This is a genomic window from Shewanella gaetbuli (genome assembly GCF_023284065.1).
Taxonomy (GTDB): Bacteria; Pseudomonadota; Gammaproteobacteria; order Enterobacterales; family Shewanellaceae; genus Shewanella; species Shewanella gaetbuli.
The window spans coordinates 13689-33667 of record NZ_JAKIKP010000009.1 but is presented as its reverse complement, the minus strand read 5'-3'; the positions used below and the strand labels follow the sequence as shown (position 1 = coordinate 33667).

18 protein-coding genes are annotated in these 19979 nt (G+C 42.0%); 13 read left to right on the top strand and 5 right to left on the bottom strand.

Annotated elements, in window-relative coordinates; all coding sequences use genetic code 11:
- Window positions 1-257: 257 nt before the first annotated feature.
- From L2672_RS12245 to plsB, 3 genes are all read right to left on the bottom strand, one after another.
- Entirely contained in the window at window positions 258-1031 is a 774-nt protein-coding gene (locus L2672_RS12245; RefSeq protein ID WP_248996143.1) for a VOC family protein, read from the bottom strand.
- 114 nt (window positions 1032-1145) lie between these two features.
- Window positions 1146-2399, bottom strand: a complete 1254-nt coding sequence (mtr, locus tag L2672_RS12240) for a tryptophan permease (protein ID WP_248996142.1) — start codon at window positions 2397-2399, stop codon at window positions 1146-1148.
- Entirely contained in the window at window positions 2399-4822 is a 2424-nt protein-coding gene (gene plsB, locus L2672_RS12235; RefSeq protein WP_248996141.1) for a glycerol-3-phosphate 1-O-acyltransferase PlsB, read from the bottom strand. The genes mtr and plsB overlap by 1 nt, the downstream gene beginning before the upstream one ends.
- 251 nt (window positions 4823-5073) lie before the next feature.
- Between plsB and lexA the strand changes: the two genes are divergently transcribed.
- The 6 genes from lexA to L2672_RS12205 all read left to right on the top strand — a co-directional run bounded on the left by lexA (window position 5074) and on the right by L2672_RS12205 (window position 11196).
- The gene (gene lexA, locus L2672_RS12230; RefSeq protein ID WP_248996140.1) at window positions 5074-5691 is read left to right on the top strand and encodes a transcriptional repressor LexA; all 618 of its coding nucleotides are present in this window, start codon (window positions 5074-5076) and stop codon (window positions 5689-5691) included.
- Entirely contained in the window at window positions 5688-6206 is a 519-nt protein-coding gene (locus L2672_RS12225; RefSeq protein WP_248996139.1) for a cell division inhibitor SulA, read from the top strand. The genes lexA and L2672_RS12225 overlap by 4 nt, the downstream gene beginning before the upstream one ends.
- Before the next feature lie 388 nt (window positions 6207-6594).
- Window positions 6595-8157, top strand: a complete 1563-nt coding sequence (gene coxB / locus L2672_RS12220; protein WP_248996138.1) for a cytochrome c oxidase subunit II — start codon at window positions 6595-6597, stop codon at window positions 8155-8157.
- A 9-nt stretch (window positions 8158-8166) separates the two neighbouring features.
- Entirely contained in the window at window positions 8167-9759 is a 1593-nt protein-coding gene (gene ctaD, locus L2672_RS12215) for a cytochrome c oxidase subunit I (protein WP_248996137.1), read from the top strand.
- A 1-nt stretch (window position 9760) separates the two neighbouring features.
- The gene (locus L2672_RS12210; protein WP_248996136.1) at window positions 9761-10324 is read left to right on the top strand and encodes a cytochrome c oxidase assembly protein; all 564 of its coding nucleotides are present in this window, start codon (window positions 9761-9763) and stop codon (window positions 10322-10324) included.
- Window positions 10321-11196 carry a cytochrome c oxidase subunit 3 gene (locus L2672_RS12205; protein ID WP_248996135.1) on the top strand — a complete coding sequence of 292 codons (876 nt, stop codon included), beginning with the start codon at window positions 10321-10323 and terminating at the stop codon, window positions 11194-11196. Before L2672_RS12210 ends, L2672_RS12205 begins: the two co-directional genes overlap by 4 nt.
- Before the next feature lie 10 nt (window positions 11197-11206).
- Here the strand turns inward: L2672_RS12205 and L2672_RS12200 are convergent, their stop codons facing one another.
- Window positions 11207-11425: a DUF2909 family protein gene (locus L2672_RS12200; RefSeq protein WP_248996134.1), complete on the bottom strand. Its 219-nt coding sequence runs from the start codon at window positions 11423-11425 to the stop codon at window positions 11207-11209.
- A 13-nt stretch (window positions 11426-11438) separates the two neighbouring features.
- Here L2672_RS12200 and L2672_RS12195 point away from each other — a divergent pair, with 13 nt between their 5' ends.
- The 5 genes from L2672_RS12195 (at window position 11439) to L2672_RS12175 (ending at window position 15446) form a co-directional block, all read left to right on the top strand.
- Window positions 11439-12191 carry an SURF1 family protein gene (locus L2672_RS12195; RefSeq protein WP_248996133.1) on the top strand — a complete coding sequence of 251 codons (753 nt, stop codon included), beginning with the start codon at window positions 11439-11441 and terminating at the stop codon, window positions 12189-12191.
- 30 nt (window positions 12192-12221) lie between these two features.
- Window positions 12222-12773 (top strand): hypothetical protein, encoded by a 552-nt coding sequence (locus tag L2672_RS12190; protein ID WP_248996132.1) that lies wholly within the window; start codon window positions 12222-12224, stop codon window positions 12771-12773.
- Window positions 12773-13753 (top strand): COX15/CtaA family protein, encoded by a 981-nt coding sequence (locus L2672_RS12185; protein ID WP_248996131.1) that lies wholly within the window; start codon window positions 12773-12775, stop codon window positions 13751-13753. Before L2672_RS12190 ends, L2672_RS12185 begins: the two co-directional genes overlap by 1 nt.
- Before the next feature lie 14 nt (window positions 13754-13767).
- Window positions 13768-14676: a heme o synthase gene (gene cyoE / locus L2672_RS12180; protein ID WP_248996130.1), complete on the top strand. Its 909-nt coding sequence runs from the start codon at window positions 13768-13770 to the stop codon at window positions 14674-14676.
- Window positions 14677-14783: 107 nt separating this feature from the next.
- Window positions 14784-15446: an SCO family protein gene (locus L2672_RS12175; protein ID WP_248996129.1), complete on the top strand. Its 663-nt coding sequence runs from the start codon at window positions 14784-14786 to the stop codon at window positions 15444-15446.
- Window positions 15447-15488: 42 nt separating this feature from the next.
- Here L2672_RS12175 and L2672_RS12170 read toward each other — a convergent pair whose 3' ends face one another.
- On the bottom strand, window positions 15489-16547 hold the full coding sequence (locus L2672_RS12170; protein WP_248996128.1) for a polysaccharide deacetylase family protein: 1059 nt from the start codon (window positions 16545-16547) through the stop codon (window positions 15489-15491).
- A gap of 14 nt (window positions 16548-16561) precedes the next feature.
- On the opposite strand from L2672_RS12170, the gene L2672_RS12165 reads away from it, so the two are divergent.
- Both L2672_RS12165 and L2672_RS12160 read left to right on the top strand, forming a co-directional pair.
- Entirely contained in the window at window positions 16562-17920 is a 1359-nt protein-coding gene (locus L2672_RS12165) for an MATE family efflux transporter (RefSeq protein WP_248996127.1), read from the top strand.
- A gap of 98 nt (window positions 17921-18018) precedes the next feature.
- Window positions 18019-19965, top strand: coding sequence for an alpha/beta hydrolase family protein (locus tag L2672_RS12160; protein ID WP_248996126.1), 1947 nt, complete (start codon window positions 18019-18021; stop codon window positions 19963-19965).
- Window positions 19966-19979 lie beyond the last annotated feature (14 nt).

Sequence of the window (19979 nt, the reverse complement as noted above, 5' to 3'; positions counted from 1 at the left end):
ATGCCTCTAGGTTTACATGAAAAAAAATTTATCTTTCATCTAAACTTTGAAGTCGATCAACAATCAATTTTGAACTAACTCACTCCAAACTTAAACTAAACTTAATACAGCTTCAGCTGTTTAACAACTAAACACTAAAAATCAGCAGTATAAATGCAACACAGATCTCATATCGACCAACTTTTAACCATCACCTAATCTTCATTTTAATTATTGATAATAAACCCATATAAATCTCCTCCGCCCCCAAGTTCAATCTACTCCTGTAAAGTAATGATAGAAAACACCCCGCCTTGAGGGTCATTAACGACGGCAAATCGTCCTACTTTTTCAATGTTAGTTGGAGGCACACAAACTTTACCGCCTAATTCAGCCACTTTGGCCGCGGTTTCATCACAACTGGCCACCATAAAATATGGCATCCAATGAGCAGGAGTCTCGCCCCATTCTTCGGTCATTTCTATCATGCCGCCAATAGGTTGGTTTTTCACCAACCATTCAGTATAAGTAAAGCCGTCCATGTCAGAATGCTGAGTCTTAAAGCCTAAAGATTGACAATAAAACGCTTCACTTTGTTGAATGTTTCGGCAAGCTAACTCAACCCAACAAAGAGTATTATCAACTTGCGCGAGTTTAATACCGGTATGGTTAATGGCTTGCCATATGGCAAAACGGCTTCCTTCTTGATCAGCAAATAGCGCCATACGACCGGCATCACCTACATTGTGAGGACCAATTAGCAGTTGCCCGCCAGCCGCGGTGATATCGTTAATAGAGCTATCCACATCATCGACGGCAAAATAAACGGTCCAATGTGTAGGTATATTTTCGCCCATTGAGGCAGATATTTGATACAGTGCCGCCACATCTTCATTGTCTATCTGCAGCATGGTGTAATGTCCGTCAGGCATTGATAAGTCAAATGCCTGCCAACCAAATAAGGCTTGATAAAACCCTTTCGCTGCCGCCCAATCTGTCGATGCTAACTCAACCCAGCAAGGTTGCCCTTGAAAATATTGTGATACTTTCATTTTCAATCCTACAATTTATGGTATTGATTCAAAGTTAAGACCCAAAGTGCCATAAATGCAAAAAAGTCTTCCGAAGAAGACTTTTTGAATAACTGCTGAACGCGCTAGGTTGCGCTATTGGTATACAGGTAATATCCCTGCCATTGCCAGCAAATGACACATTGCAGTCACTGCGCCAAACAATACCACAATCACAATTAATCCAGTGCCACCTGGCACACGATAAGTTTGACTGTTAGGGAACATTTTACGCGTTTTATAAGCTAATAACCCTGGCACAATGACAGCCCAAATACTGGCTGCCAATGCGGCAAATCCTATCGCAATTAAAAAGCCATTTGGAAATAGTAGCCCTAAAAATGTCGGCGGAATAAAGGTAATAGAGGCTGTTTTTAAGCGCCCAGTTCTAGAATCATCAAAGCCAAATAAATCAGCTAGATAATCAAACAAACCAAGAGTAACACCTAAAAATGATGACGCGACTGCAAGGTTGGCAAACAGGGTTAATATGCGCGATAAATTATCGTTGGCAATGGCTTCAGACAGTGCGCCAACTAACACACCCATATTACCGCCTTGGGCAATAATGTCTGAGAACATGCTACGAGAGATATGCCCCATGGTGACGACTAACCAACAAGCATAAATCACTAACGCAATTGAGGTGCCTAATACTAACGCTTTCACAATAGTGTTGGCATCTTTGCCATAGTATTTAACTAAGCTAGGAACATTACCATGGTAACCAAAGCTGGCTAATCCGAATGGCAAAGCGGCTAACATATAAGGTAAATACTTTGCTTCGCCATCAGGTGAAAATAATCGACTTGGCTCAATTTCAATTAATAGATTAGTGGTGGCTAAAAAGAAGGTGATCACCATACCACCCAACATAATGGTAGTAATTCTATCAACCGCTTTAGTACTAATCAGTACAATGAAAGCCAATACGACGGCAAAAATTAATCCAGCGACACTTTGAGGCAAGCTAATACCAATAGCCTCAAGACTATGGTTAACAATAGAGCCACCGCCACTGATGTAAGCGTAGGTTAAAATATACAATACAAAGGCAATCGATAAGCCATTAATAATACGCCAAAATTGCCCTAAGGTATCGCGAGTTAAGGTATCAAAACTGGCTCCTGGCTCGAAGTGTAAATTCGCTTCAAGCAGTAACAGCCCTGACATTAACATACAAAACCAAATGCCGACCAACATCAACATTGAATAACTAAACCACATTCCCGCACCCACAACGGGCAATGAAAACATACCTGCGCCAACGGTGGTACCCGCAATAATCATTGCGCCACCTAATAGTGATTTATTTTTACGGCTTTTTGCCGCATTCATATGGTTTGCCATTAATTTAAATGCTCCGCGTTTACGCTATCTTGAATGGTTTGTTTAACTGAAGAGCGCAATAATCCATTCGCGTGGTCACGTATACGGGCAACATCATCAAGATGCTCTGTACTACATAAATAACCTAACTCTTTTAATTTGACACTGAGGGTGTTGTAGAGTTTTTTATCATAAAACTCTGGGGCGGTAACGCCATGTAATGCACCTAAACGTTGTGCTAACAAGTGGCTGTCTCGCTCTAAATCGGCTCGTTCACATTGCTGTTTTATCGCTAATAAATTGAAAATAATCGCATAGCGTTGCAGTGTTTCACTGGCGGTTTCAGCCAGCAATTCAAGCTGAGTAATCTGACGAGTCACAACTTCACACTGTTGACTATCGGTGATCAGATTCTCGTTAACCATTTGCTCAAGCACTTGGTCAACGTAATGGCTAATATCATCGATTCCCATGAATAGCTCCGCTTTAATGAGCGGATAGAAATCTTCAACAATGGCGATGATCTGTTCACGGCTGCAATTCTCGTAACGTACTAAACAGCTGGCAATCATCGCTGGAATAATCATTAAATGAATAATGTTATTGCGATAATAGCTTAGGGTAATTGCATGATTAGGGTCGATAGCAATAATGTCGCCTAATGGATCTTTTTCTAAGGTGAACTTATTCAGCGTCAAGCAATGTTCAACAATCGCTTTACCATCACCTTCAGCAACCGAGGTATAGTCTGAATAAGGCGCATTTTTGATGATCTTCAAATAGAAGTCTAACTGACGTTCCAATTGATGACGTTGTAACGCATTCTGCTCAGATGCCAATAGCACCAAGCTGGTTAACGTCACAGAGCTGGCGGCTGCAGCACCATTGATATTAGTCATGACTTGATTCGCCAATTGGTTCACTGCTGGGGTGATCCACGATGGCTTTTGCTCAAGATCTTTTGCCATTTCTTCACGCCAGCTTGGCGCTTGTTGGGTCAAAAAGCTCTGTAAATTAATCGGCTCACCAAAGTTCACATAACCTTGACCAAAATTACCCAGCTTACGAATCGCGCCAAAGACTTGCCAAACCGATTCTTTTTCTTTCTTCTTACCACTCAATTCTTTGTGATAAGTGGCCACTTCCATCACATGATCATACCCTAAATAAACGGGCACTAGAGTTACAGGGCGTTCAATACCACGTAATACGCTATTCACAGTCATCGCCAACATGCCCGTTTTGGGGGCTAGTAAGCGACCCGTTCTAGAACGTCCACCTTCAGTGAAGTATTCAACGGAATAACCTTTGGCAAATAGCTGGTCTAGGTATTCACGGAAAACCGCTGTGTAGAGTTTGTTACCATTAAAGCTTCGGCGAATGAAAAATGCCCCGCCACGACGGAACATTGGGCCTGCAGGCCAGAAATTTAAATTAATGCCCGCTGCAATATGCGGTGGCACCATGCCTTGATAATACAAAATGTAAGATAACAGCAGGTAATCCATATGGCTGCGATGGCAAGGTACATAAACAATTTCATGGCCATCGTGATGCAATTGACGCACTTGCTCAGCACCTTTGATGTTGATCCCACTGTATAACTTATTCCACAGCCATGTTAAAAATCTCTCCGCAATTCGAACTAAACTATCGGAATAATCAGCTGCAATTTCATCTAAATACTCTATTGCGATTTCACGGGCTTTTTCTTTAGAAACTTTTTTATTTGTCGCTTCTTCTTCAATCGCTTTAGTAATCGAGTCTGACTTTAATAATGAAGCAAACATCGCTTGACGATTAGGCAGTTGTGGCCCAGTCATCACTTTACGCTGACGACGGAAATGCACTCTAGCGACACGAGCAAGTTTGTGTGCGATAGCTTTGTCGCTGCCATGCTCATCAGTCATATAGCGCAAAGACATCGCATTTGAAAACTGCACAAAGTTATGTCGACCTAAAAACAAAATCATCAACCACTTACGCAGCCAAGTTGGGCTTTCACGCTCAAGTACAGCGGCTTTCATGGTGTCATCTTCTTTACCAGGTGTACGCCCCCAATAAAGACTAACAGGTACCAGCTGAATATCTAACTCAGGCTGTTGACGATGAAGCGTTAATAAATGGGTAAAACAATCTAGAAACTTATCACCATTTTCCCGCTTACCAATAATCGGTTTCCGGCCTTCTAGGCAAACCACTCTTGGCACAGTTAAACCGTCTAGTTTCAAAGGATCATATGGACTAGGAAGCCCCAAGTTTTCAGTCATCTCACTTAATGCAGCCGTGTCACTGATAGACTCGGTTTTCATGACATAAACAATGGGTTTTTCAGGATCGTAGTTCAAGTCTGCAAATGGATCATGTGGCACAACAATAGTATGTACCATACGTTTTTGAATCCAACGCAAAAGCCTAAGCATAATTGAATCTGGTTTTGACATAATAATCTTCGCAATAACGCCCTTTTAATATGGGCGCATAGAATACCAGAAACTGTACGCCTTTCACTAATTGCAATGAAAACCAACAGCCGCTTTTAAATATCGCATCAAAAAAACTACTTCACAGCACTGATAAAGTTAACATTTTTAGAACATTATAATATTTATGTTAAAAAACAATTGGTGAATACTTGCACAATAAAAAACACTGTATATAATGACAGTTACTGTATAGAAAGACAGGAAACAACATGAGACCCTTAACACCACGCCAAGCTGAAATTTTAGCGCTAATTAAAAACAATATCTCTGAAACAGGTATGCCTCCTACTCGAGCTGAAATTGCAACCCGCTTAGGTTTCAGAAGTGCAAATGCCGCTGAAGAGCACCTAAAAGCATTGGCTAAAAAAGGGTTTATTGAAATTATGCCTGGCACATCTAGAGGTATCCGTTTACCTCAAGAGGAAGAAGCTGAAGAAAGTGGCCTGCCTTTAATCGGTCAAGTCGCCGCAGGTGAGCCGATTTTAGCCCAAGAGCATGTTGAACAGTATTACCAAGTCGACCCTAGTATGTTTAAGCCTGCTGCTGATTTTTTACTGCGTGTGCGTGGTGACAGCATGAAAGATATTGGCATTTTAGAAGGTGATTTACTTGCGGTACACAAAATGCAGCAAGCACGCAACGGTCAAGTTGTGGTAGCGCGTGTGGAAGATGATGTCACTGTTAAGCGATTTGAGAAAAAAGGCAATGTGGTCTTTTTACATGCAGAAAACGAAGCCTACAACCCAATTAAAGTTGATTTAAGTTACCAAAGCCTAACGATTGAAGGGCTTGCAGTTGGTGTTATTCGTAATGGAGAATGGTTATGAACAAGCTAATGGGCAATGCTCCTCGTCACCCAGGATTATGGACAGATATACCAACGGAAGTCATGCCGTCGGCCAAATCCATTACAACACTAAAAACACAAACCCATGGCAAAACTGAGTTAGCGGCTTATGCAAGTGAGCTAGCAAGGCTTAGTCATCAAGGGCAATGGATAGTACTGATTAACCCAGCCAACATCAGTTACAAACAAATGTTAGCCAGTGCTGGCGTAAGAATGGACAGAGTATTACTTGTTCACACTAAAGACGAAATAGAAACTCTTTGGGCGATGGAAAAAGCCCTTACTAGCGGGACTTCTAGCGCAGTCATTTCATGGACAAGTCAGTTAGATACCCGAGACAGTAGAAGACTACAGTTGGTTGCCAAAAGTGCCAGAGCTTTAGGGGTCGTAATTGAGGATATTTCAAGTCATACAGACACTGAATTAGCCGATAACAGCTTCATCAAACCAAGTCACTCAACGATAAGTAGAATAAATTTTAATTCTTTTCACTAATTTTCAGGTGTCTTTTTATCATGCCCTGCCTAATGCGCAGGGCATTTTTGTATGTTTTTTCAGCAAGCTAGACATAAAAGTGATCTTGATCAATATTTAAACTGCAAGTAATGTTGTTACAAGGTCGAAACATTTTTCGACCAATGAAACGCTGAAGCTATGTTTTTATTAGCTAAAAAATGCGTCAAATATAAGTTGATTAGTTCAGTTGTAGGTACCAGTGTGGTGCAAGTTTAACATTTATTAGTAAGCCAATAACGCTTACAACCACCAACGTACTTTGAAGTCATCAAGCTTTTTTGGGAACCGAAGAGTTTGCATAGAGCAGAGACTTACTGTGTGACTCTTCTTTGTAATTGCTATCAGCAATGGACAGAGGAGAAGTCTTGTGAAGCAATGGTTGTATTGTTTTTTGGCAGCGCTAGTTGCCCCCTCTCTTGGGGCAAGTGAAATGCCCCTCAACATGACGAAAGGTGTAACGAATATTAGTGGGCAGGTTTATGACCTTCACATGATTATTCTTTATATCTGCTGCGCTATTGGTGTTTTGGTGTTTGGAATAATGATTTACTCCATTATTTATCACCGAAAATCCAAAGGAGCAGTGCCAGCAAATTTTCATGAAAGCACCAAAGTGGAAATCGCTTGGACCGTTATTCCGTTCTTAATTTTAATTGGCATGGCTATTCCAGCGACGAAAACTTTAATCGCCATGGAAGATCCTACCAATGCAGATTTAACGATTAAAGTCACCGGCTCTCAATGGAAATGGCATTACAGCTATTTCAATGAAGATGTCGAGTTTTATAGCATTTTATCTACCCCTCGTAGCCAAATAGACGGCGACGAAACTAAAACCGAAAATTACCTTTTAGAAGTCGATAAGCCTTTAGTGCTACCCATTAATCGTAAAGTACGATTTTTAATGACTTCTGATGATGTAATTCACTCTTGGTGGGTACCTGCGTTTGCGGTCAAAAAAGATGCTAACCCCGGATTTATTAATGAAGCATGGACAAAAATTGATAAACCTGGTGTTTATCGTGGACAGTGTGCCGAATTATGCGGCAAAGACCATGGCTTTATGCCAGTTGTCGTAAAAGCATTACCTGAGGCTGAATACGATGCATGGCTTCAAGAGCAAAAACAACTCGCTAAAAATGCACAAGCTGCTGCACAAGCAGCACTGTCAGAAACCTTATCTAAAGAAGAGCTAATGGCAGAAGGTGAACAAGTTTACCTATCAACTTGTGCTGCATGTCATCAACCGAATGGCGCAGGTTTACCTGGTGTTTTCCCTTCATTAATAGGCAGTCCGCTAATCAAGGGGTCTGTAGCCGGACATATTGATATTGTATTGCATGGTAAAGCAGGAACAGCAATGCAATCTTTTGCTAAGCAACTATCAGCCAAACAAATTGCCGCAGTCGTGACCTATGAAAGAAACGCCTGGGGTAATGACACTGGCGATATAGTACAAGCTGCTGATGTGAATAATGTCGCCACGGGTGATACCGCTGACATGAGCTCACCAACTGCAAAGCAGCCAACAGAGGCAAGCACTACGCCAACTGAGCCAGTTCAAGCTGACGTAGGTGATGATATGGCCGCAACGGTTATGCCGGTCGATTTAACGGAATTAACCCATGACGAATTAATGACCGAAGGCCTACAGGTATACACCACCAGCTGTTTAGCTTGCCACCAAGCTACTGGCGCTGGCTTACCTGGCGTGTTCCCCTCTCTTATTGGCAGTCCAATTATTACCGGCCCAGTTGATGCGCATATTGACATTGTGCGTAACGGCAAACCCGGCACAGCAATGCAAGCTTTTGCTAGTTCGTTATCTCCCCGACAAATGGCGGCGGTAATAACCTACGAGCGAAATGCATGGGGTAATAATTCAGGCGACACGGTGCAAGCCACCGATGTTAATAGCCACGGACAATAGGAGATGACTATGAGTACAACAACCCACGATACTGTTGCAGCCCATGATGATCATCACCATGGTGCACCTAAAGGCATAATGCGCTGGCTATTAACCACCAACCATAAAGATATTGGTTCAATGTATTTATGGTTCAGTTTCATTATGTTTTTAACTGGCGGCGCAATGGCGATGGTGATCCGTGCTGAATTATTTCAGCCTGGTTTACAGTTAGTCGAGCCAAACTTTTTTAATCAAATGACCACTGTTCATGGTCTTATCATGGTATTTGGCGCGGTGATGCCAGCCTTCACAGGTTTAGCAAACTGGTTAATACCTATGATGATTGGTGCGCCAGATATGGCATTACCTCGCATGAACAACTGGAGCTTTTGGATTTTACCCTTCGCCTTTGCGATGTTGATTGGTTCACTATTTATGGAAGGGGGCGGTCCCAACTTTGGTTGGACATTCTATGCTCCGCTGTCGACAACTTACAGCCCTGATACTACAGGACTATTTGTATTTTCGGTCCATATTATGGGTATCAGTTCAATCATGGGTGCCATTAACGTGATTGTGACCATTGTGAACATGCGCGCACCAGGTATGACTTGGATGAAGCTTCCGCTATTTGTATGGACATGGTTAATTACCGCGTTCTTATTAATTGCGGTAATGCCTGTACTGGCTGGCGCAGTAACCATGGTATTAACCGATAAATATTTTGGCACAAGCTTCTTTGATGCCGCTGGAGGGGGTGACCCCGTTATGTTCCAGCATATTTTCTGGTTCTTCGGTCATCCTGAAGTATACATTATGATTTTGCCTTCTTTTGGCATTATCTCTGCCATTATTCCGGCATTCAGTCGTAAAAGGCTGTTTGGTTACGCGTCAATGGTATACGCCACAGCCAGTATCGCCATCCTGTCGTTTTTAGTATGGGCTCACCATATGTTTACCACAGGTATGCCGGTATTTGCTGAGCTGTTCTTTATGTACTGTACCATGTTGATTGCTGTACCCACTGGGGTAAAAGTATTTAACTGGGTTGCTACCATGTGGCGAGGGTCAATGACCTTTGAAACACCAATGCTATTTGCCCTCGCCTTTATCATATTATTCACTATTGGTGGATTTTCTGGCCTGATGCTGGCCATTACACCAGCAGATTTCCAGTATCATGATACCTACTTCGTTGTGGCACATTTCCATTATGTTTTAGTCACAGGTGCCGTATTCTCCATTATGGCTGCAGCATACTATTGGCTTCCTAAGTGGACCGGCCATATGTACAGCGAAACCTTGGGAAGATGGCACTTCTGGTGTTCGGTTATTTCAGTCAACGTGTTGTTTTTCCCAATGCACTTTTTAGGCTTGGCTGGTATGCCAAGACGTATTCCTGATTATGCGATTCAATTTGCCGATATTAACCAAATTGTCTCAATTGGTGGATTTGCATTTGGCCTGTCTCAGCTGATTTTCTTAGCGGTGGTGATTAAATGTATTAGAGGTGGCGAAAAAGCAGCAGATAAACCTTGGGAAGGTGCTGAAGGCTTGGAGTGGACCATAGCCAGCCCTGCACCTTATCACTCATTTACCACGCCACCAGAGGTAAAGTGAGATGACAACTCAACCTAAATCAAACCGTAAATTACTTACCATGCTCATTTTGGGTGCGGTAGGTATGTTTGGATTTGGTTTTGCGTTGGTGCCTTTATATGACGTGCTATGCGACGCCTTGGGAATTAATGGTAAACCCCAAGGCACTGCTAGCACTTATGAGGCGGTCATTGTAGATGAAAGCAGGACCGTAACCGTTGAGTTTATTGCGCATGTGCAATCGGGTATGTCGTGGGAGTTTATTCCTACCGTAAACCGAATAGAAGTTCACCCGGGGCAATTAACCCATGCAAAGTTTTATGCCAAAAACTTATCCAGTAAAGATACCGTTGGGCAAGCTATTCCATCTGTTTCACCTGGACAAGGCGCAGCATACTTTAATAAAACGGAATGTTTTTGCTTTAATCAACAACCGCTTGCGGCATCTGCCAGTGCAGAACTTCCATTAATATTTTATGTCGATCCCGACTTACCGGAATCCATCAATACATTGACCCTCTCTTATACTCTTTATGATATTACCGCTAAGGTCGGTGGTGGCTTAAAGCAAGGAGCAGCAAAATGACCACAAAGCATGAAAACTATTATGTGCCAGCTCAAAGTGCCTGGCCCATTGTTGGCGCAATAGGACTATTTCTTATTGCCTTTGGCGCTGGCAATTATGTTCAACAATTATCAACCGAACAAAGTTCGGGTGGCTATATTCTCGTTGCCGGAATCGCCGTTATTATCTTTATGATTTTCGGCTGGTTTAAAAATGTCATCGACGAATCTATGTCAGGGTTATACTCGGCTCAGATGGATCGCTCTTTCCGTCAAGGTATGAGCTGGTTTATCTTCTCTGAAATTATGTTCTTTGGCGCATTTTTTGGTGCCTTGTTCTACGCCAGAATGGTTGCTGTACCTTGGCTAGGTGGTGCGTCAAATAACGCCATGACCCATGAATTATTATGGCCCACATTTGAAGCCATTTGGCCATTAATTAAAACCCCTGACGGCACTACAACAGAAGCGATGCCATGGACAGGGTTGCCGTTAATTAATACCTTGTTGCTGCTAACCTCATCAGTCACCCTGCATTTTGCTCACACTAGTTTAGAAAAAAATAACCGCAAACCCTTAGTGATATGGTTAGCCCTGACCATTGTTTTAGGGGTGGTATTTTTATTTTTACAAGTGGAAGAATACGCCCATGCTTACCAAGATATGGGGCTAACGCTTCAGTCTGGCATTTATGGCAATACGTTCTTTTTGTTAACTGGGTTTCACGGCATGCACGTGACATTAGGGACGGTATTTTTACTGGTGCTATTTTTCAGAATCATTAAGGGACACTTCACAGCTGACAAACATTTTGCCTTCCAAGCAGGTAGTTGGTATTGGCATTTTGTCGACGTGGTATGGCTATGCCTGTTTGTGTTTGTTTACGTGCTGTAAAGCACCTTACTTAATATGGCCTAGGGTTAGGTTGAATAATGCCTAGCCCCATGGCCAACAGTAAAAGCACAACCACTATGGCTGAAAACATCACTCGCCGCCCTAAAAATGGGCTCATAGACTGTTTGTTTTCACCCTTAACCATAATAAATAAGGCTCGGGCCAGATTAAACAATATGAATAGCAGCAGTAATACTAAAACTAACTTAACAAATAGAGGGGCTGTCACAAGCAATCCTTTAATGGGTTTAGGTTGGCTGTCTGGGTTATTTATATTGATTACTGTGAGCGTGTTTAGTGTTTTGGTCAAGTTAGGTTTTTGGCAATTAGACCGAGCAGAATTTAAAACTCAGTGGCAGCAAACAATCCATAACCGAGAAACTTTACCGGCAATGGATTATGACGAATTAGTAGATTTATTAATCCAAAGCCAATCCACCAGCACAGATATACCCACTCAGCTATTAACAGGTTACAAGGTGGCTGTGAATGTTAGTCCGGTTTCAAACCAAATTTACTTACTGGACAACCAAGTATACCAAGGGCAAGTGGGTTATTTAGCTTACCAAATATTCAAGCATAACGACGCCTCACCATATTTACTGGTTGAACTGGGTTTTATAGCGGCAAATAAAGATCGCCAAGTATTGCCTGTTGTTGATGCGCTGCCCAACAAAGAGTATCAGTTAACAGGCCGTATTTACCAAAAGCAAGCTAACCCGTTAAGTGAGCATCTTTATGCCGAACCCGGTAATCCGATGCGATTTCAAAACTTAGCCATTGACGAGTTAGCAAGCACAGAGAATTTATCGTTACTAAACGTGGTGTTACAACCGAATAATTTGCCAAACCTTCACTACCCACAACCTTGGCAGCCTATTCCGTTATCAGCACAAAAACATCAAGGGTACGCGTTGCAATGGTTCACCATGGCTGCGGTCTTTTTAGGGCTAATGGGTTGGCTAGCAATGAAGTATTGGCGCGCAAACTCATAATAATACATACATGATAAAAGAGGAGATGGAATGAACTCCCAACCGAAACGAAGTCAAAAAACCTTAATACTGCTATTAGTGGTATTTATTGTGCCAGTTGCGTTAGCTAAATTGGTGTTAAGTTTTGATTTATATCAGGGCGGCGCAACCAATAAAGGCGCACTGCTGGACTCAAATTTAAGTTATCAAAGCTTAAATATGGATAACCCTACCCCTCACTTATGGCAAATCGTGTACTTGTTACCAGAGCAATGTGATCAACAATGTGCCGACCGCCTGTACGTGCTCAACCAAAGTTATATTGCATTAGGGCGAGAACGAAAACGAGTTAAGCCCATCATTTTAGTGCAGCCCAACAGTGATAAAAATGCACTAAGCCAGCTGAATATTGAGTTTAGTACCGCTGAAGTGAATAACCAATTCGCTAGCCTATTACAGCAAGATCAAGTCATTATTGTCGATCCGCTTGGCAGCTTGATTATGCAATATGACCCAGTAGATGGCCGCGAAGCCAATATTGCGCAAGGTAAAGCCATTATTGCTGACTTACGTAAAATGCTGAAGTTGTCGAGGGTAGGTTGATGCAATTGTCCAATATATTAAAAATCACCCTGGTATTTACCTTAATGGTCATTTTAATGGGCGCTTATACCCGCTTGTCTGATGCGGGGTTAGGTTGCCCAGATTGGCCGGGCTGTTATGGTCATTTAACGGTTCCAAACGAAACCCATGAAATAGCCAAAGCCGAACAGTATTTTCCTGAGTTCACGGTTGAGCAAGATAAAGCATGGTTAGAAATGATCCATCGCTATATTGCCGGTACATTGGGATTAATGGTTTTAGGGATTTTAATCATTTGTCTTAGGCAAGAAGAAGCGCCTAAAAAGTTGCCGGTGTTTATTTCTGCCTTGATTATTTTCCAAGCTTTATTGGGCATGTGGACCGTTACCATGAAGTTGATGCCCATTGTAGTTATGTCGCACTTGCTTGGGGGCTTCACGTTATTTTGCTTGTTATTTCTGTTGTATCTACGAACCAAACCGTTACGCATTCCTGGCGGCGACATTTATGCACGTAAACTCGCCCCGTTGGCAGTATTAGGTTTAGTCGTTTTAGTGATTCAAATTATGTTGGGTGGCTGGACTTCATCAAATTACGCAGCACTGGCCTGTACTTCACTGCCCATTTGTGAAGGAAATTGGGTCGATAATCTACGCTTTGCGGATGCTTTTTCGCCTTTTCAGGGCGAGCATCCTAGTTTTGAATTTGGCGTTTTAGACTATCCAACCCGCATGACCATTCACGTCACCCATCGTATATGGGGCGTTATCACAGCCATCCTCTTGCTATGGCTAGCGATTAAATTACTCAAAGCACAGTCTTCAACAATGAGAAACAGCGGTTTATTACTCATCGCCTTGGTCATTATTCAAGTGGGTTTAGGTATCAGTAATGTCGTTATGCATTTACCACTGAGTATTGCTGTTTCACACAATGGCGGAGCAGCAATTTTACTGCTTTGTGTCGTTTTTATTAATTACGCTCTATGGCGTAAAGCGTAACAAGGGGAAGTAACATGACAAAACCTATCACCCTCATCGCTCCATCCACTGTTTTTTCATGGCAATGGCGTGCTTATTTTGAAATGACTAAGCCCAAAGTAGTCGCATTAATGTTATTAACCGTGCTGGTTGGTATGTGTTTAGCAGTTCCCGGTATCGTCCCGCTACAGCCGTTAATTTTTGGCATGATGGGTATTGGATTAATGGCTGGGGCTGCGGCGGCATTTAATCATTTAATTGATCGCCGTATTGATGGGCTAATGGCTCGCACCTATAACCGCCCATTGCCTAAAGGGAAAGTGTCTGGGACTAAGGCGGCCATTTTTGCCGTTTCTATTGGCACTATTGGCTTTGCCCTGCTTTATAGTTTAGTAAATCCACTTACCGCTTGGCTGACATTTGCCAGCTTAATCGGCTATGCAGTGGTGTATACCGCTTATTTAAAACGCGCTACCTCGCAAAATATTGTTATTGGTGGGCTAGCAGGCGCCATGCCACCGTTACTGGGTTGGACTGCGGTAACCAATGAACTGCATGGGCATGCGTTACTGTTAGTGATTATTATTTTTACCTGGACGCCACCGCATTTTTGGGCTTTAGCCATTCACCGTAAGAAAGAATATGCCAAGGTTGATATTCCAATGCTGCCTGTCACCCACGGCACTGAGTTTACCAAAACCTGTATTTTACTTTATACCGTTTTATTAGCGATTGCCTGCTTATTGCCGGTGTTAGTTGGCATGTGCGGTCCGCTATATTTAATTGGTTCAACCATACTGAGTTGTGGCTTTATTTACAAAGCATGGCAACTTAAATACCAAGACTATTCAGGTTTAGCCATGAAGGTGTTTAAGTTTTCTATTTATCATTTAATGGTGCTGTTTATTGTGTTACTGGTCGACCATTATCTTTGGGTAAGCTAACTCAGTAAGTTGCCAAATGTCAGCTTGAGATAAAGCCTGTTTTATCTCAAGCCTGCAACGACAATATTATCTATTTCTACGCTCGGGTATGTTTATGTGGAGTTTCAATGCGTAAAAGTCATGTTATTTTTGTATTTATATTAATCGGTTTGGGTGGCTTTGCTTATCAATGGTTCAGCAATAGCACAGATACTCGCGCCCCACAAAATGCCCCATTAACCAAACCCAATATAGAGCTAGCCACCAGCTTTATTTACGATAACCCAAGACCGTTGGCTCCGTTTGCCTTAGATGACCAATACGGTAATCGTTTTACTAATGCTAATTTGCAAAACCATTGGAGTTTATTTTTTATCGGGTTTACTTCTTGCCCTGATGTTTGCCCAACAACACTCAATAAGCTCGCTGCCGCCTACCCTGAGCTACAAAAAATTACTGATAATATTCAAATTATTTTTGTGTCAGCCGATCCTCAGCGAGACACCCAAACAAAACGCTTAGACTACATCAACTTTTTTAATCGTGACTTTAAAGCGATAACGGCGGATCACAGCCAGCTATTTCCGTTTAGTCGCGATTTAGGTTTTGCTTATGCCATGGTTGGAGAGGGAGATAATTATCAAGTTGATCACAGTGCATCTTATGTATTGGTATCTCCAAAAGGTGAAAAGTTTGCTGTTTTTAAAGCAAAACCCCAACCGGGACAACTACCTCAAATAATTAATGCTGAACTGATTGATGACTTCAAGAAAATCATCAATCATTCATAACGCTCCCTCAAATATCATTAACATACAAGGTTGAGGAGTGAGTTATTCTTTCACCCACGTACCATCATCTTTTTGTCGAACCCAGGCTTGGGAAAACCAATAATAGCCGCCCTGCTTAATACTCGGGGCGGTGCAATTGTAACGCGACCGTCCCGCGGGCAAGTCTTGTTCAGCTTGAACCACAAAAGTGTTTTTATCTAACCATCTAGGCGTTTGACTTCCTTGGCCTTGAATAAAACACATCACTTGCGCCGGATTAATATCATCAGTTTCAATGGTCACTTTTAGCTCAGGACGCCACTGTCCCTGAGGTAATAACGGGTCAGTAATATTCATATGAGTAATGGGCATATTTAAACTATTGAATTTGGTTTTAAGGCTCGCCATATCAGCATAATCATGAGCAACGGGAAACCTAGGTAGCCCGGTTAACATTGAGTACGGCCCAGCAGCCCCAGACTGCTGACCAAAGCCGACAAAACCTAACTCGGTTACCAAGCCAGCTAATTGCTGGTCAAACTCGCCATAGGGATAGGCCAGCATTTTTGCACTTTGGCCTGTTTTTTCAAGAATTTTGGCTTCGGTATTTAACAAATTTTGCTTAATACGCTCACGCCACTGGCCATCGGTTTCATCTGGCAAACGACGAATCAAATGTTCATGTGCCCAGCTATGATTAGCCATCAACGCACCTTGCTCCACCAGCTGGTTTATTTGTTGCCAACTCATCATGCCTTTAAAAGCTTGCTCAATGGGCTCAACTGAAATAAACACCGTATAAGGAAATTGATGTTGGGCTAATATCGGGGCAGCATTATTAATAATGCTGTCATAGCCATCATCAAAAGTTATCACTACTTGCTTAGGTTTTGATACTTGCTGATTTTTAATTTGCGCAACCGCCTGAGTTAACGGAATAACGCTAAAGTCGTTGTCGGCTAAATATTGCATTTGCTCCGCAAATTGACTGGGAGTGACCGAGGTACTTTTAGGTGTGTTATCAGATACATGATGGTATTGTAATATCACCACAGCATCTGCTTTGGCCGCAATAGCACTGAATAATATTGCGCATAAGGCAGTCATTAAGTTTTTTAGCATAATTATCTCTCAATATGGCTTGGCTACGTTTACTAACAAATGGCGATAAAAATCGCCAATTAATGGCATTAGCCATTCCAATGATTTTATCTAATATCACTATTCCGTTATTAGGATTAGTCGACACGGCTGTCATAGGCCATTTAGGTGAAGCCTATTATTTAGGTGGTGTTGCATTAGGCAGCACCATTATCACGCTTATTATTTGGTTGTTAGGCTTTTTACGTATGTCGACCACCGGCTTGGTTGCACAAGCCTATGGTGCTAATGACAGTCACAAGCAACAAAAATTATTGGTTCAAGGGGTTATTTTAGCGTGTTTACTGGGTTTTAGTGGGGTTATTTTTCAGCAACCACTCATCTCATTTGCCCTACAGCTCACAGAAGCCAGCGAACAAGTTCAGTTTTATTGTCGCCAATATGTAGATATTCGAATATGGTCATTACCTTTTGCGTTAACAAACCTCGTATTACTAGGTTGGCTGCTGGGTCGACAGGCCCCAAAAGCGGCAATGTGGCAGTTAATTATTGCCAACAGCGTAAATATTATTCTTGATATTGTATTCGTTATTGGCTTCGGGCTGAATGTTCAAGGCGCCGCTTTAGCATCAGTTATTGCCGATATATGTGCTTTTTCAGTGGCGATATTTATGGTGAGGCAGCACTTATTAGCTGAACATAACTTTAATTGGTCGCAACTATTACCCCACTGTCGCTTACAAGGGATGTCACAATTACTCAGCTTGAACCGTGACATCTTTATTCGCAGCCTATGCTTACAAGCCGCATTTAGTTTTATGACATTTCATGGTGCTGGCCTAGGCGATAACACCCTTGCCGCTAATGCGGTTTTGCTGAATTTACTCATGCTGATCTCTTATGCGCTTGACGGTATTGCTTATTATGCTGAAGCCGAAGTTGGCAGAGCCATCGGCAAACAAGACAATACTTTATTAACTCAATCTGTCAGCTTAGCTTTTGCATGGTCGGCCATTATTGCCCTTGTATTCAGCGGCCTTTTCTACCTATGCGGACAGCAAATAATTAACCTGTTGACCAATATTCCTGAAGTTCAACACACCGCTAGTCTATTTTTATTGTGGTTGGTTTTAATGCCCATAATGGCGTTTGGCTGCTATTTATTTGACGGGGTTTATATTGGCGCGGCACAAGGTCATATTATGCGTAACAGTATGATACTAGCCACTTTTGCAGTATATTTCCCTTTATGGTGGAGCTTACAATCTTTTGGTAACCATGCTTTATGGGCAGCATTATGTGGTTTTATGCTGTTTAGGAGTTTAAGTCTAGGCTGGCATTATCAATATAAATTGAGCCGTGCAGAAGGCTCAGCTAACAATATAAATAATTAAAAAAAATTAAAACGTAAATTTAGTGTTTTTCAATCTCAAGCAAGATTAACCTATCAAGGTAATAAATTAATAATTGATACAACATCCAAGGAAATAAAATGAAATGGACTTTACCGACACTGGCATTAGTTATTCTGGTGTCACTAAACACTATTGCCGCACCTCAAAAGTTACCCGTAGAAGCCTTTGCCAGTATAGCGGATGTTAGCAATGTCACGTTATCACCCGACGGTCAAAATATTGCCACTGTAGTAAAAATGGATCTAGAGAATCAACAGGGTTCCCTAGTCAGTATCTATAATGTCGCCAGCGGGGAATCGATTTACCCCGTACAAACAGACAACCAAAAATTTACCATTACCGGCCTCACTTGGGCCAGTAATGACTTACTGTTTATTTATGCCAAGTTTCCAGCCGTTCGCTACGGCACACCCACTACCGAGTCTCGCTTATTCAAGTATCGTTTATCCGACAAAAACCTTTCTAGCGTCTTAAAACCTAAGCTACTTAAACGTTTCAAGTGGGTACCACAAGTTCAATCTGACATTATTAATATGCTTGAGGGCGATGAGAACCATATCCTTATGCAATTTAGAGGGTTAGGTAATAACTCACAATTTGAAACCGTTATGAAAGTGAACCTTAGCAATGGACGCTCAAGTACGGTGCAATATGCCGAAAAAAATGTGATTGATTGGACCACAGATAAACAAAATAGAGTCCGTGTGGGGATATATCGAGACGACACTCACTATAAAATTGTCGAGCAACCTGATAACAATGAAGATTATCGTACCTTATGGGAGTTTGAAGCCTTTAGCGAAGACCAAGTTTGGCCGATGGGATTCGGAAAAGACCCTAACATTTTGTACGTTCAGGCCTACCACGAAGGCTATAAAGCCATTTTTAAGGTCGACTTAACCGATGCTAAATTAACCAAGCAGCTTGTGTTTAAGCGCGACAAAGTAGACGTCACGGGTGGGTTAATCTATTCAAAGGTTAAAAAAGATTATATTGGCATTAGTGACGGTACCGACGCTGAATATACCTTTTGGGATGACGAATATAATGGGCTTATTAATGGCTTGAACAAGGTGTTACCAGACACCCGCAATTACATAGTGCAATACAGTGAAAATGAACGCCGTTATATTGTGTTTTCCACCAGCTCAACCGACTCAGGCACATACTATTTAGGTGACAGAGACGAAAAATCACTGCAACCCATTGCTTACCGATACAAAGAATTACTCCCTGAACTAATGGCTAGAACTACCACCATTGAGTACAAAGCTCGCGATGGCTTAGCGATTGAGGGGTTTCTTACAACGCCCAATGACACGCCAAAAACCAAATTACCGACCATTATATTTCCCCATGGTGGACCAATTAGTTTTGACAACAACAGCTTCGACTATTGGACCCAATACTTTGCAAATCGCGGCTATGCGGTATTACGCATGAACTTTCGTGGTTCATACGGCTACGGATTTGATTTTATGAAAGCCGGCTTGAAAAACTGGGGCTTAGAAATGCAAACCGATGTGGAAGACGGTGCCAGATGGTTAATTAGCGAAGGCATAGCAGACCCTAAAAGAATATGCATTGCTGGCGCAAGTTACGGTGGATATGCGGCTTTAATGGCAGTAGCGACCACTAAAGATTTATTCCAATGTGCCATTAGCGTTGCTGGGGTTGCCGATGTGGAAGATTTAGTTAAATCACACCGGGGTTATACCAATTTTGAAATCGTCAAAAAGCAAATAGGCGATGATTATGACGCCTTATATGAGCGCTCGCCAGTGAGTAAAGCCAACAATATTAATGTGCCAGTATTGCTGATCCACGGCGAAAAAGATCGTGTAGTAGATATTGAACAAAGTGAAGATATGTATGACGCACTTAAAAAATATAATAAGCCAGTGGAGTTTGTCGAATTAGAAGATGGCGATCATTATTTAAGTGACAATGCTGATAGGTTAAAAACCTTTCATGCTATTGAGGCCTTTTTACAACAATACTTACCCACTACCAAGGCAATGTAAGCTCAATTGCCACA